This window comes from Microbulbifer variabilis, from assembly GCF_020524905.1.
Classification (GTDB): domain Bacteria; phylum Pseudomonadota; class Gammaproteobacteria; order Pseudomonadales; family Cellvibrionaceae; genus Microbulbifer; species Microbulbifer variabilis_A.
On the sequence record NZ_JAIVKI010000007.1, the window covers coordinates 12578 to 24987 of the forward strand.

The 12410-nt window shown below is 52.6% G+C and carries 16 protein-coding genes; 15 read left to right on the top strand and 1 reads right to left on the bottom strand.

Features of this window, described 5'->3' with window-relative positions; all coding sequences use genetic code 11:
- The first annotated feature begins 5 nt into the window (after positions 1-5).
- On the top strand, positions 6-650 hold the full coding sequence (locus tag LC073_RS09825) for an HAD-IA family hydrolase (RefSeq protein WP_226646557.1): 645 nt from the start codon (positions 6-8) through the stop codon (positions 648-650).
- Here the strand turns inward: LC073_RS09825 and LC073_RS09830 are convergent.
- Positions 640-1239, bottom strand: coding sequence for a Maf family protein (locus tag LC073_RS09830; protein ID WP_226646558.1), 600 nt, complete (start codon positions 1237-1239; stop codon positions 640-642). The two genes, LC073_RS09825 and LC073_RS09830, sit on opposite strands and share 11 nt — an antisense overlap.
- A 107-nt stretch (positions 1240-1346) precedes the next feature.
- Between LC073_RS09830 and LC073_RS09835 the strand changes: the two genes are divergently transcribed.
- The 14 genes from LC073_RS09835 to LC073_RS09900 all read left to right on the top strand — a co-directional run bounded on the left by LC073_RS09835 (position 1347) and on the right by LC073_RS09900 (position 12407).
- The gene (locus LC073_RS09835; protein ID WP_226646559.1) at positions 1347-1889 is read left to right on the top strand and encodes a YceD family protein; all 543 of its coding nucleotides are present in this window, start codon (positions 1347-1349) and stop codon (positions 1887-1889) included.
- A 74-nt stretch (positions 1890-1963) separates the two neighbouring features.
- A complete protein-coding gene (rpmF, locus tag LC073_RS09840; protein ID WP_020415201.1) occupies positions 1964-2158 on the top strand; it encodes a 50S ribosomal protein L32 in 195 nt (64 codons plus the stop codon).
- A gap of 3 nt (positions 2159-2161) precedes the next feature.
- Positions 2162-3208, top strand: coding sequence for a phosphate acyltransferase PlsX (gene plsX, locus LC073_RS09845; RefSeq protein WP_226646560.1), 1047 nt, complete (start codon positions 2162-2164; stop codon positions 3206-3208).
- 52 nt (positions 3209-3260) lie between these two features.
- Positions 3261-4205: an ACP S-malonyltransferase gene (gene fabD / locus LC073_RS09850; protein ID WP_226646561.1), complete on the top strand. Its 945-nt coding sequence runs from the start codon at positions 3261-3263 to the stop codon at positions 4203-4205.
- A gap of 46 nt (positions 4206-4251) precedes the next feature.
- A complete protein-coding gene (gene fabG, locus LC073_RS09855; protein ID WP_226646562.1) occupies positions 4252-5007 on the top strand; it encodes a 3-oxoacyl-ACP reductase FabG in 756 nt (251 codons plus the stop codon).
- Positions 5008-5229: 222 nt separating this feature from the next.
- Positions 5230-5466, top strand: a complete 237-nt coding sequence (acpP, locus tag LC073_RS09860) for an acyl carrier protein (protein ID WP_152453358.1) — start codon at positions 5230-5232, stop codon at positions 5464-5466.
- A 194-nt stretch (positions 5467-5660) separates the two neighbouring features.
- Positions 5661-6902: a beta-ketoacyl-ACP synthase II gene (gene fabF, locus LC073_RS09865; RefSeq protein WP_226646565.1), complete on the top strand. Its 1242-nt coding sequence runs from the start codon at positions 5661-5663 to the stop codon at positions 6900-6902.
- Between the two features lie 46 nt (positions 6903-6948).
- Entirely contained in the window at positions 6949-7719 is a 771-nt protein-coding gene (locus LC073_RS09870) for an aminotransferase class IV (protein WP_226646567.1), read from the top strand.
- Positions 7713-8777 carry an endolytic transglycosylase MltG gene (gene mltG, locus LC073_RS09875; RefSeq protein WP_226646569.1) on the top strand — a complete coding sequence of 355 codons (1065 nt, stop codon included), beginning with the start codon at positions 7713-7715 and terminating at the stop codon, positions 8775-8777. Before LC073_RS09870 ends, mltG begins: the two co-directional genes overlap by 7 nt.
- Before the next feature lie 5 nt (positions 8778-8782).
- Complete coding sequence (tmk, locus tag LC073_RS09880; RefSeq protein ID WP_226646571.1) at positions 8783-9403, top strand: dTMP kinase; 621 nt, start codon at positions 8783-8785, stop codon at positions 9401-9403.
- Between the two features lie 63 nt (positions 9404-9466).
- On the top strand, positions 9467-10492 hold the full coding sequence (locus LC073_RS09885) for a DNA polymerase III subunit delta' (RefSeq protein ID WP_264190497.1): 1026 nt from the start codon (positions 9467-9469) through the stop codon (positions 10490-10492).
- A gap of 125 nt (positions 10493-10617) precedes the next feature.
- Positions 10618-10971 (top strand): PilZ domain-containing protein, encoded by a 354-nt coding sequence (locus LC073_RS09890; protein WP_226646575.1) that lies wholly within the window; start codon positions 10618-10620, stop codon positions 10969-10971.
- Between the two features lie 7 nt (positions 10972-10978).
- Complete coding sequence (locus LC073_RS09895; protein ID WP_226646577.1) at positions 10979-11755, top strand: TatD family hydrolase; 777 nt, start codon at positions 10979-10981, stop codon at positions 11753-11755.
- 28 nt (positions 11756-11783) lie between these two features.
- Positions 11784-12407, top strand: coding sequence for a dUTP diphosphatase (locus tag LC073_RS09900; protein ID WP_226646857.1), 624 nt, complete (start codon positions 11784-11786; stop codon positions 12405-12407).
- The last annotated feature ends 3 nt before the right edge of the window (positions 12408-12410 follow it).

The following is a 12410-nucleotide window of genomic DNA, read 5'->3' on the forward strand; positions in this document are numbered from 1 at the left end:
TAGTAATGCTAGTTATCCTTGATTGGGATGGCACTATTTGTAATTCCGAAGCGCGGATTGTGGCCTGTATGCTGAGTGCAGCTGAGCGGGTTGGCTTGCCTGTGCTCACTCCTGAGGCGGTGAGCAATATTATTGGGTTGGGTTTGCCGGAAGCGGCGGCCACCCTTTTTCCAGAAGCTCCCGATGGAGATCGACAGGCGCTGAGGCAATTCTACTCAGAGGAATGGATGGCTGCGCGGGTTGAGCCCTTGCCTTTATTTGAGGGGGTGTTGGATACCCTGGATAAATTACTTTCTCAGGGGCACCAGTTAGCGGTTGCCACAGGAAAGAGTCGCCGCGGTCTCAATCGGGAGTTTGAAGAACATGGTTTGGGGCATTTGTTTGTGGCGAGCCGCTGCGCGGATGAAACTGCTTCCAAGCCCGATCCGCGAATGCTCAATGAGCTATTGGTTGAAACCGGTCACGAGGTTGGTGAGGCGGTGATGGTTGGCGACACTACTTATGATTTAGCAATGGCGGCGGCGATTGGCATGCCTTCAATTGGTGTTAGCTATGGGGCTCACTGCCCGACTCGCCTGCAGGAGTATCGTCCCCAGGCGATTATCGATGAGTTTTCCGGGTTGCTGGGCTGGTCGCCTCTTACTCCTTAGAGGCAGGTTTTAGGGGGTTTATGCCAAATTCTCCCAGTAGGTCTACCAGGCGGATAAGGGGAAGGCCCACGAGGGTATTGATATCCGTGCCCTCGAGTTTTTCAAATAAGGCGATGCCGAGGCCCTCAACTTTAAAAGAGCCGGCACAGTCGTAAGGCTTCTCTAATTCCACATATCTTTCAATCTGCGCCAGGGTGAGCGGGCGGAAATACACGGTGAATGTTTCCACTGTGCTTGCTTGGCGACCGCTTTCGCTGTCTAAGAGTGACAGGCCGGTGTGAAATGTGACTTTGTTGCCGGAGCAGGCTTGTAGCTGGGCGATGGCTTTGGTGCGATTGCCAGGCTTGCCTAAAATCCTTCCTTCGTATTCTGCCACCTGGTCTGAGCCGATGATCAGGGCTTTGGGGTGTTCTTTCGCCAGGGCCAGGGCTTTTTCCTGTGCGAGCCGCAAGGCCAGTGTACCAGCATCCTCTCCCGGTCTGGCCTCTTCATTTATACGGGGTGCCGCGTGCCGAAAGGGCAGGTGGAGCTGCTGTAATAACGCTCTGCGGTAGGGGGAGCTGGAGGCTAGTATCAGTGGGGAGGCCATTATTTGGGCAGTTCCATGGTTGTTTGGTCAATGTTTGTGACCGAGCGATACTGCAGTGACTGAATTGTTTTGACAAGGGTAGGGTGAGTCCATAGAATTGCGCGCTTATGTCGATAGCCCCCTCTAAATCAGTATTGCCAAAGAGCGTTGACGCTCGAAAATTGGTGCAGCGCGAGCAGTATCTGGAAGGTGTTTTACCTCTGGAATCACTGGGGCGCCTCCGTGAGGCTGTAGAGTCTGTTGAAGGGGAGGTTGTGGCTGAGATTCAGTTTGCCCGCAACCTGCAAAATCACCTCACTGTTAGTGGCAAGGTGTCGTGCACGGTGGATTTGCTATGCCAGCGTTGCCTACATCCCGTACGCGAGCAGCTCGAGGCGCAATTTTGCTGGGGTATCGTTTGGTCTGAAGAGCAGGGCAAAGCCCTCCCCAAAGACTTGGATCCGGTAATTCAGGATGGCGATGAGTTAAACCTTCACCAGATCCTGGAAGATGAAATTTTGCTTAATCTGCCGATGGTGGCTTATCACGATGCGGAATGTGTCTCTAAGGACAGTTTCCATGTTGGTGAGAAGGAAGCCGAGGCGGGTGAGCAACGGGAAAACCCCTTTAAAGTGCTGGAGCAGTTGAAGGGTTCTTCGGGGAAATCCTAGATTTTTCCGGGGAGTTTGGGCTCGCCGGTAGGCGCCCCGGTTCCAGCGAAATTTGTTTATTTTAGGAGCTAGCAATGGCTGTTCAACAAAACAAGAAGACTCGTTCCCGTCGCGGTATGCGCCGTTCTCACGACGCTCTGGGCGCCGGTGCAACTCTCTCCGTAGACCCGACTACCGGTGAAAAACACCGTCGTCACCACGTGACCAAAGACGGTTTTTACCGTGGTCGCAAGGTGATCGAAATCGGCGGCGGCTCCGAAGAAGAGTAAGCCTTGTCCAGCCAATTGCGATTGGCCGTGGATGCAATGGGCGGGGACTTAGGTCCCCGCTCTGTCGTTCCGGCCTGTATTAGATTTCTTCAAAACTTCCCCGAAGCGCAGCTGAAACTCTTTGGTCCGCGCGCACAACTAGAGGCGCTGTTCCTCGAGCATCGTCACCCTCAAATCCCTGATCGGCTTGAAATTGTCCCCTGTGAGCAGGTTGTTACCCAGGAGTGCAACCCTTTGCAGGCTGTTCGCCATAAACGCGAATCCACTATGGCTAGAGCCTTGAAGGCCGTGGCGGAGGGGAGTGCCCAGGCGATGGTGACTTCTGGAAATACCGGCGCCCTATTGGCCCTGAGTCGCAGTGTTCTGGGTAATATTGAGGGCGTTCGCAAGCCAGCGCTGGGCAAGTCCGTACCTTCCGGGCACGGTTCCTGCTACCTTTTGGATCTCGGTGCCAATGTGGGATGCAGTGCGGAAGACTTACTGCAATTTGCTCGTATGGGGATAGAGGCTCAACACCTACATACCGGTATCCCTCGTGCAGACATCGAAGTGGCCCTGCTGAATATCGGTGCAGAAGCGCACAAGGGGACCGCTGAGATACGTAGGGCCGCCGAGCTTCTTGAGGCGGACCCGAAAGTCAATTATGTGGGCTTTGTGGAGGGGCATGACATCTTTACCGGTGCTGTCGACGTGGTTGTGTGTGACGGTCTGATGGGAAATGTCGCCATGAAATCCGCTGAGGGCGTGATTAGACTAATGGGTCAAAAAGCATTCACCATTGAGAAAAAAGGGTGTTTTAAGCGTTTTTTTGGCCAATTAGCCATAAAACTGTTGCGAAAATGGCGCACACAGGTAGAGCCCGCCCGCTATAATGGCGCCAGCTTTGTAGGGGTGAAGGGCAACGTGATTAAAAGTCACGGAGGTGCCAGCAGCGAAGCTTTTTACCGGGCGATGGTGACGGCAAAAGAATGTGCCGATGCCAATTTAGCCGCCAGAGTTGGCGCTGCCCTGGTACAGGCTGGCGAGCGAAACTCAAAGGAAATGGGGTAGAAGGTTCGCCCCGCTCCTACTGAAATTTGCCAAATAGGTTTAAGGATATCTTATGACCAATGCCGCGCTTGCATTCGTCTTTCCTGGGCAGGGATCTCAAAAGATCGGTATGCTCTCCGAGATCGCTCAGGAGGCCCCTGAAATCCAGTCTACCTTTGCTGAGGCTTCGGAGGTTCTTGGGTATGATCTTTGGGACCTCTGCCAAAATGGTGATCAGGAAGCGATCAATCTAACCCAGCGCACCCAGCCCCTTCTTTTAACCTCCAGTGTCGCCCTCTATCGCCTCTGGCGTGCCCGTGGTGGTGCCGTGCCTGCGCGTATGGCGGGACATAGTCTGGGAGAGTGGTCTGCACTGGTGTGTTCTGGTGTCTTGGCTTTTAAAGATGCTGTCCACTTAGTTCGTGAACGCGGCCGCCTGATGCAGGAAGCCGTACCCGTGGGCACCGGGGCCATGGCCGCAGTGATTGGCCTTGACGATGCGGTGGTGGAAGAGGTCTGTGCTCAAGCTGCTGAGGATGAAGTCGTTGCGGCTGTGAACTACAACTCACCCGGGCAGATTGTTATTGCAGGAAGTAGTGCCGCGGTTGAAAGAGCAATCGATGCCTGTAAAGCGGCCGGCGCCAAGCGCGCAATGCCCTTGCCGGTGAGTGCACCATTTCATACTGAGCTAATGCGTCCAGCAGCTGAGAAGCTCGCCCCTCAAATTGAGGCAGCGGAGTTTAGCGCTCCACAAATTCCCGTTGTACACAATGTGCATGCTGAAACCGAATCGGACCCGGCGAAGATTAAGGCTTTAATGATCGAGCAAATCTATAGCCCCGTGCGCTGGACAGCCTGTACCCAAAAGCTTGTGAGCAATGGCGCTACAGATCTGGTTGAGTGTGGTCCGGGTAAGGTGTTGGCTGGTTTGGTCAAGCGTATCAACCGCAGTGCTACCTGTCATGGTATCGATACTCCCACCAGTTTTAATGAAGCGCTGAGAGCCACAGTTGCCTGAGTTGCTCAGACACGATTGGCGGTGGTCGAAAAAGGATAAAGCAAGTATGAGCCTAAATATTTCCCTTGAAGGTAAGGTGGCCCTGGTCACTGGGGCTAGTCGCGGTATTGGTGCGGCAATTGCGGATATGCTGGGCAGCCAAGGTGCAACGGTGATTGGAACGGCTACCAGTGATGCCGGTGCCGAGAAAATCAGTACACGTTTTGCCGAAAAAGGCTTCAGTGGGGCTGGTATGGTGCTTGATGTGACGAGTGCGGAAAGCATTGCCGGGTTGCATGAGGCTGTGAAAAATGATTTTGCGGCGCCGACCATTTTGGTTAACAACGCGGGTATCACCAAAGACAATTTACTTATGCGCATGAAGGATGATGAGTGGGATTCTGTCATTGAGACAAACTTGTCCGCTGTCTACCGTATGACGAAGGTATGTCTTCGGGATATGACCCGGGCTCGCTGGGGGCGTATCATTAATATCAGCTCTGTAGTCGGCAGCATGGGCAACGCCGGTCAGAGTAACTACGCGGCCACCAAGGCCGGAGTTGCTGGTTTTGCACGTTCTCTGGCTGCGGAGATTGGCTCCCGCGGTATCACTGTTAATACCGTCGCCCCAGGTTTTATTGATACCGATATGACCAAAGTGCTACCTGAAGCCCAGCGTGAGGCATTGCTTGGCAAGATCCCCTTGGGCCGCCTGGGGCAGCCGGAAGAGATCGCTTCTGTTGTGGCATTTCTGGCAAGTGATGCCGGAGCCTATGTCACAGGGGAGACAATTCATGTCAATGGCGGCATGTATATGACCTGAGATACACTAAAAATATCTAAATAACTTGTTGATTTTTATAAGATTTTTGTATTTGCTATTGGTGCCGCAGAGCCGTGCATTACAACCCTAAAAACTTGGGGTACAATGGCCTCTGAATTATCCAAAAGCTGTGTGAGCCGGTCGTTATCGCCGTTAATTGGATTGGCGAAATAACAATAGCGACTAAAACAGATTTTTACCCACTAGGAGTTAAATTGAATCATGAGCAGCATTGAAGAGCGCGTTAAAAAGATCGTTGCTGAACAACTGGGCGTGAAGGAAGAAGACGTTAAGCCTGAAGCCTCTTTTGTTGAAGATCTGGGCGCGGACTCACTCGACACAGTTGAGTTGGTAATGGCTTTGGAAGAGGAATTCGAAACCGAAATCCCCGATGAAGAAGCTGAGAAAATCACAACTGTTCAGCTGGCAATTGATTACATCAAGGACAACCTTGGTTAATTCCTGCTGGGTGGTTTAGGCGCGAACAGTTTTATTACTGTGCGTAGCCAAGCGTTTCTGAGAGCCGTTCTATGTTACATAGCGCGGCTCTCTTTTTATTTGCACTATGGAATTGTGACTACTGTTCGAGTGTTGTTTCCTTCACAAATTATTGGAGGGGGAGCAGTGGCAGTAAGAGTTTCGGGGGGACCGCAGTGTCGCACAGAAGAGTTGTTGTAACCGGAATGGGCGCAGTAAGCCCGCTGGGTAACACCGTAGGGGAGACTTGGTCTGGCATCCTGAATGGAGTCAGTGGAGCTGTCCCAATAGAGTCGTTCGATGTTTCGGCGTTCTCAACCCGCTTCGCCGCTACGGTAAAAAATTTCGATCCCACGCCCTACGTGCCAGCAAAAGATGCACGCAAGATGGATACCTTCCTGCAGTATGGTCTGGTCGCGGGTATTCAGGCGATGGAAGATAGTGGCCTTGAAGTTAGCGAAGGGAATGCACCGCGTATGGGCACCTGTATCGGTTCCGGTATGGGGGGCATCCTGGCTATTGAAGACAATGCCTTGTTAATCGCGGAGAAAGGCCCTCGACGGGTATCTCCATTTTTTGTGCCGGGTGCCATCATCAACATGGTAGCGGGTAACCTATCGATCAAATATGGTCTTCGAGGACCTAACCTTGCCGTTACAACGGCCTGTACAACAGGTACCCATGCCTTGGGGCTGGGCATGCGAACCATTCAATATGGCGATGCGGATGTTATGGTGTGCGGCGGGGCCGAAATGGTCACCACACCCGTGGGGCTCGGCGGCTTCTGTGCAGCCAGGGCGCTTTCCACACGCAATGATGATCCCAAAACGGCCAGTCGCCCTTGGGATAAAGACCGGGATGGCTTCGTATTAGGTGAGGGCGCTGCGGTGCTCGTACTGGAAGAATACGAGCATGCCAAAGCCCGTGGTGCGACTATTTACGCTGAACTTGCGGGTTTTGGTATGAGTGGCGATGCGCATCATATGACTTCGCCTCCTGAAGATGGCGCGGGAGCCGCACTATCAATGCAGAACGCGTTGAACGATGCGGGCATGGATGCATCTGAGATCCAATATATTAACGCCCACGGGACCTCTACCCCATTGGGGGACGCGGCTGAGATTCAGGCGGTACACAAAGTTTTCACCGGTTCTGCAGAAAGGCTGGCTGTAAGTTCCACCAAGTCTATGACGGGACACCTTCTCGGCGCAGCTGGTGCTATTGAGGCGGTTTTCTCTATTCTTGCGCTGCGTGATCAGATGGCGCCACCAACAATCAATTTATGTAATGTCGATGAGGCTTGTGGAGGCATCAACCTTGTTCCGCAAGAGGCTCAGCCGATGGCTATTGATTCAGTACTTTCTAACTCCTTTGGGTTTGGTGGTACTAATGGTTCATTGATCTTTAAGCGAATCTGACCCATCTGCCCGCCTTTGGGTGGGCAACTCCTATTCTGGGGAGTGCATGTCCAAATTGCCGCAACTTTTCCTTCGAGGCCATCCTGTGCAGACCTTGCCAGGAGATGGGCATTATAAAGATGGAATCCTCGAAACCATGCGTTGTCACAACGGAAGGTTGCCCCTTTGGCCGTTACACAGAGAGCGCCTTGCTCGTAGCTTGGGCTTAGGCGAGTTGTCACTTGATGAAATTGCTCAGTGCATCCTTCATCTAGTTGCAAAGCTTGGTCACAAAATGGCGATCGCTCGGTTACGGGTAGGCCTTCTTGGTGGCGAGTGGTGTTGGGATCTGTCCTTTTTGCCACTGCAGCCGACAGTGGAAGCTGAACTTGGGGTTCGCCTTTTCCCCTGCAAGACTGATCTGCCGGTTTCACAAAGTTGGAACTCTGGCTGCAAATATTTGTGTCGTAGTCGATATAATAGGGCGAAATCTGAACTTCCAATGGGCGAGTGCCTTGATGGCTTGATATTCGATAGTGAAGGCAGGGTTATCGAGAGCTTGCGCTGTAATTTGCTGGTGCGCTTTGGTGATATTTGGGTAACACCTAATTTACAGCGGTGTGGTGTCCGGGGTGTCATGCGAGACTGGCTGTCCAGTAGGATTCAATGGCAGGAGCGAGATATGGATATTCAGGATCTCTGCGAAGCTGAGGAAGTCGCTTTGTGTAACAGTGTTCGGGGCGTATTACCTGTAGTGGAAATTATCGGTCATAAGCGTTGGCCGATTGGGGCTGGCGTTCGTGGGTTGCAGTATTTGATCGTGGAAACATTGTGGTAAAGAAAAAGCAGACAAGTTCTCCCGTTAAGCTGTGGAAGATCCTGTTTGGTGGTTTTCTTCTCACAGGTCTGTTGGTGGTAGCGTCTCTTTGGATGTTACAGGTAGCTCTTGCTGCACCGCTGCCAGTGGGGAAAACAGGCCTTCAGTTCCAGGTGGACAAAGGGAGTAGCCTATCAAGCACCTTGCGCAAACTGAAAAGTGATGGGGTGATTAACTGGCCGCGGTTGGTACTTGCCTATGCCTACTGGGAGGGCAAAACGGACATCCATTCCGGTGAGTATCTTATTCCCCATGGAAGTACGGCAATGGATTTAATTGCCCGGCTAAACCGAGGGGATGTCACCGTTTATCGGCTGACTTTGGTTGAAGGTTGGACCTTCCAGCAGGCCCTGCATAAGATTCGCTCAGGGCAACGGGTTGTTAGATCTGAGGCGGGCAGCAGTGTCAGTGCAGCTGCCCGGGCTCTCGGCCTGGAAGAGGGTGCTGAGGAAGGCTGGGTTTTCCCAGATACCTATGTTTACCGCTCTGGGACTACGGATATTGAGCTTTTGCGCCAGGCTTACGAACGCATGCAGCGTGTATTGGATGAGGAGTGGCAGGCAAAAGGCGAAGGGCTCCCTTATACGTCTCCTTATGAGGCTTTGATTATGGCCTCGTTGATCGAAAAGGAAACCGGTCATCCTTCGGAGCGTAGTGAAATCGCCGGAGTGTTTGTGCGTCGCTTAAATAAGGGGATGCGCCTGCAAACAGATCCCACTGTAATTTATGGGTTGGGAGAAGATTACGATGGTAATCTCACACGGGCACACCTTCGAGCGCCAACCCCGTATAATACTTATGTAATTAATGGGCTGCCGCCAACACCGATTGCATTGCCTGGGCGTGCGGCTATCCGTGCAGCACTTAATCCAAAGCCCGGCAAAAGCCTTTATTTTGTAGGCAAGGGGGATGGCTCCCATCATTTCTCAGCGACTCTGACAGAGCACAACCGTGCGGTGCGGGAGTATCAGCTGAAGAGACGAGCGGATTATCGCTCCAGTCCGGCAAAAGGAAATTAGAGATAGTGTCGCGCGGAAAATTTATAACCCTGGAAGGCGGGGAGGGGGTTGGTAAGTCTACTAACCTGCAGTTTATCACTCAGTGGTTAGCTGATCGTAATATCCCATTTATCCAAACCCGTGAGCCCGGCGGTACCCCGCTGGCTGAACAACTGCGGGAATTGCTCCTGGCAAAGCGTGAAGAGGCGGTTGACCCCACGGCGGAACTGCTGATGGTCTTTGCAGCTCGAGCACAGCATTTGGCTAATGTGATTATCCCGGCCCTGGAGCGCGGAGATTGGGTGATTTGTGACCGTTTCACCGATGCTACTTATGCCTACCAGGGTGGCGGTCGAGCGCTCGATAGAGCTCTGATAGAGCAGCTTGAAAAAGATGTACAGGGTGATTTACGGCCCGACAAGGTGCTTCTCTTGGATCTAGATCCGCAAATAGGTTTGGAACGCGCAGCCAGTACTGGAGCTGCCGATCGATTTGAAAGTGAGCAACTGGCTTTCTTTCATCGAGTGCGTGCAGCTTACCGCGAGCGTGCCGAGGCGACCCCCGCGCGCTATGCCATTATTGATGCCAGCCAGCCGTTGGCACAGGTCCAGCAACAGCTGGGGCAGGAGTTGCAGCGTTTTCTCTAAGGGGCGCTGGAAGAAATAGTCCCAACTGGTTGGTAGTGAAGTTTCCCATTACAAATTTGGCAAATGGCAGTGTCTGAAGCACCCGAACATATCCCTATCCCCTCTCTTTTACCTTGGCAAATCCAGCAGTGGCAACGGCTCGGCACCCAGTGGCGTGCGGGGCGGTGTCCGCATGCCCTTTTGTTGAGTGGTCAGCCGGGCCTAGGCAAACGCGCTTTTGCCGAGGCTTTTTCTGCGTTGGTGTTGTGCGAACAGCCCAGAGAAGGGCAGGCCTGTGGAAGTTGCAAAGACTGCCACCTTTGGCAGGCGGGATCGCACCCGGATTTTCTTCGGATAGAGCCAGAAAAAGGGGGAGGGCCGCTTAAGGTTGAGCAGATTCGCCAGCTCGGTGACTTTGTGTCTCGAACCAGCGGCCGAGGGGGCGCGCGCCTGGTGTGGTTGGCGCCGGCGGAAGCTATGAATATCAACGCGGCTAATGCTCTGCTGAAAAACTTAGAGGAACCTGCGGCATCAGTAATTTTTTTACTGGTTAGTGACTCTCCGGCGGGCTTACTGCCAACGATTCGCAGCCGCTGCCAATCTGTTACATTCCCACCCCCTTCTGAAGAAATGGCGTTGCAGTGGCTGTGCGGATCTGGATTGGAGGAATGCGCGGCAACTAGGGCTCTGGTGCTCGCTGGTGGGGCACCATTACTGGCTGGGCAATTGGCGGAACCCAAGAGTGAGGACATTCGGGAGCGGTTTCTGCAAGAGCTTGTTGCTCTGGCCCAAGGGAGTGCTAGGGCAGTGACAGCCGCTGGCCGCTGGGAAACCCCGCCTGAGCCTGCAAACCTAGGCCAACTAATACAATTTTGGCAACAATGGGTCGCTCAAATGGTTTGGGTACGCAGCTGTGATTCCACTGGCGATGCTCAGGTCATGGCACTTTTGCAAAGGCTTCCAGGTACTGGGCGTGGTAGCTTACGTGCGCTGTTTGGCTTTTATGATCATCTTCTTCAGGCGCGTATGGGGCTCGCAAGTGGAGCGAATCCTAATCGTCGCCTGTTGCTGGAAGAGTTGATGATTCGTTGGACTAGGTTGTTCGCCTGAGCAAAAAACGATCAATAACGAATGGCGTACTATTTATATTCTTGAAAGTATGAAAGAGCTGGGTTCTGGACAGAAACAGTACGCTCAGATAAGTTAGCGCAACATTAAAAACATTGAGGTTGAGCATGAAAGCCATGGGAGGCGGTGCCCGAAACGGCATCCTATCGCTGAAGATTCAGGATAAATCAGTTCTCTACGCGGCTTATATGCCTTTTGTAAAGAATGGTGGCCTGTTTATCAGTACGGATAAATCCTACAACCTCGGTGATGAAGTCTTCCTGTTGTTAAGCCTGATGGATGAGCCGGAAAAAATTCCGGTGGCCGGCAAGGTGATCTGGATAACCCCCAGTGGAGCCCAGGGAAACCGAACGCCGGGAATTGGTGTTCAGTTTGGGGACAAGGACAACATTGCGCAAAACAAGATAGAAACTTACCTGGCTGGCACCCTTGAATCCAGCCGACCCACTCACACGTTGTAATTTTCACATGCTCGTAGATTCTCATTGTCACCTGGATAGACTGAAGCTCGATAAGTTTGATGGCGATCTGGACGCGGTTCTGGAGTTCGCTCGTAGCCGGGGAGTCGGGAAATTCTTGTGTGTTGGTATCAGTCTCGATAACGCCGATGCCGTCGTGGAAATCGCTGCAAAGTATCAAGATGTGGTTTGCTCAGTGGGGATCCATCCGCTGGATGTCGAATCCGGTCTCGCTGGTGTGGATCAATTGATCGAAATGGCGGGGCGTCCCAAGGTGGTAGCTCTGGGGGAGACCGGTCTCGATTATTACTACAGTACCGAGACAAAAGAGACCCAACAGCAAAGTTTTATTGCCCATCTGCAGGCGGCGGGCCAAGTGGGACTGCCGGTGATAGTGCATACCCGCGATGCCCGTGAGGATACGATTCAGTTGATTCGGGAGCATGGAAACCTGCAAACAGCGGGTGTATTGCATTGTTTCACCGAGAGCTGGGAGATGGCGAAGGCCGCATTGGATCTCAATTATTACGTTTCCCTCTCCGGTATTGTTACATTTAAAAATGCCGAGGATCTGCGCGATGTTGCGCGCAAACTGCCCCTCGATCGCCTTCTGGTGGAAACAGACTCTCCCTACCTCGCACCGATTCCCTATCGTGGCAAGCCCAATATCCCGGCTTATGTGCGGGAAGTAGCCGAATTCATTGCTGAGTTGCGCGGAATTTCTTACGGGCAGCTGGCTGAAATCACTACAGAAAATTTTCTCCGATTATTTCCTCGGGCTGCCTAAGCCCGGCTAGTTAGAAGTTCCCTATATGATGAAGCAGCAATTGCAGGTCATGCTGACCCTGCAGGACGAAATTAATACAGTCGTTAATGAAAACTGGCGTGCGCAAAACTTTGCCTGGTATCGCGCTATTTGGGTAGAAAGTGCCGAACTTTTGGATCACTACGGTTGGAAGTGGTGGAAAAAACAACAGCCCGATGTAGATCAGGTGAAACTCGAGCTGGTAGATATTTGGCATTTTGGCCTGAGCCTTGAATTGCAACAGGGCGCCCCGACTCAGGTTGCTGAAAAGATGTTGCAGGAATTAGAGGCAGGTCAGCGAGCCCCTGGTGATTTTCGTGAGAACCTGGAGGCCTTCACCCTGAACACTTTGGCAAGCAAGCAATTCGATCTGCCAGGGTTTGCTCAGCTTCTCGTCGACACAGAGATGTCTTTTACCGAACTGTATCAACGTTATGTAGGCAAGAATGTACTCAATCGTTTCCGACAGGAAAACGGTTACAAAGAGGGTACTTATGTGAAGACCTGGGGTGGGCGTGAAGATAATGAGCATCTGGCTGAAATTGCCAGTGAGCTCGACGCCTCCGCTGAGGATTACAGCGATCAGGTTTATCGCACCTTGCAGCAACGTTACCGGGAAATCGCTTTGGCGTGATCC

Coding starts and splice junctions, on each gene's coding strand:
- LC073_RS09835 (WP_226646559.1), top strand. CDS start 1,347: ATGTCGATAGCCCCCTCTAAATCAGTATTGCCAAAGAGCGTTGACGCT.
- fabG (WP_226646562.1), top strand. CDS start 4,252: ATGAGCCTAAATATTTCCCTTGAAGGTAAGGTGGCCCTGGTCACTGGG.
- LC073_RS09885 (WP_264190497.1), top strand. CDS start 9,467: ATGGCAGTGTCTGAAGCACCCGAACATATCCCTATCCCCTCTCTTTTA.
- LC073_RS09895 (WP_226646577.1), top strand. CDS start 10,979: ATGCTCGTAGATTCTCATTGTCACCTGGATAGACTGAAGCTCGATAAG.
- LC073_RS09900 (WP_226646857.1), top strand. CDS start 11,784: ATGAAGCAGCAATTGCAGGTCATGCTGACCCTGCAGGACGAAATTAAT.
- LC073_RS09830 (WP_226646558.1), bottom strand. CDS start 1,239: ATGGCCTCCCCACTGATACTAGCCTCCAGCTCCCCCTACCGCAGAGCG.
- LC073_RS09825 (WP_226646557.1), top strand. CDS start 6: ATGCTAGTTATCCTTGATTGGGATGGCACTATTTGTAATTCCGAAGCG.
- rpmF (WP_020415201.1), top strand. CDS start 1,964: ATGGCTGTTCAACAAAACAAGAAGACTCGTTCCCGTCGCGGTATGCGC.
- fabD (WP_226646561.1), top strand. CDS start 3,261: ATGACCAATGCCGCGCTTGCATTCGTCTTTCCTGGGCAGGGATCTCAA.
- LC073_RS09870 (WP_226646567.1), top strand. CDS start 6,949: ATGTCCAAATTGCCGCAACTTTTCCTTCGAGGCCATCCTGTGCAGACC.
- acpP (WP_152453358.1), top strand. CDS start 5,230: ATGAGCAGCATTGAAGAGCGCGTTAAAAAGATCGTTGCTGAACAACTG.
- LC073_RS09890 (WP_226646575.1), top strand. CDS start 10,618: ATGAAAGCCATGGGAGGCGGTGCCCGAAACGGCATCCTATCGCTGAAG.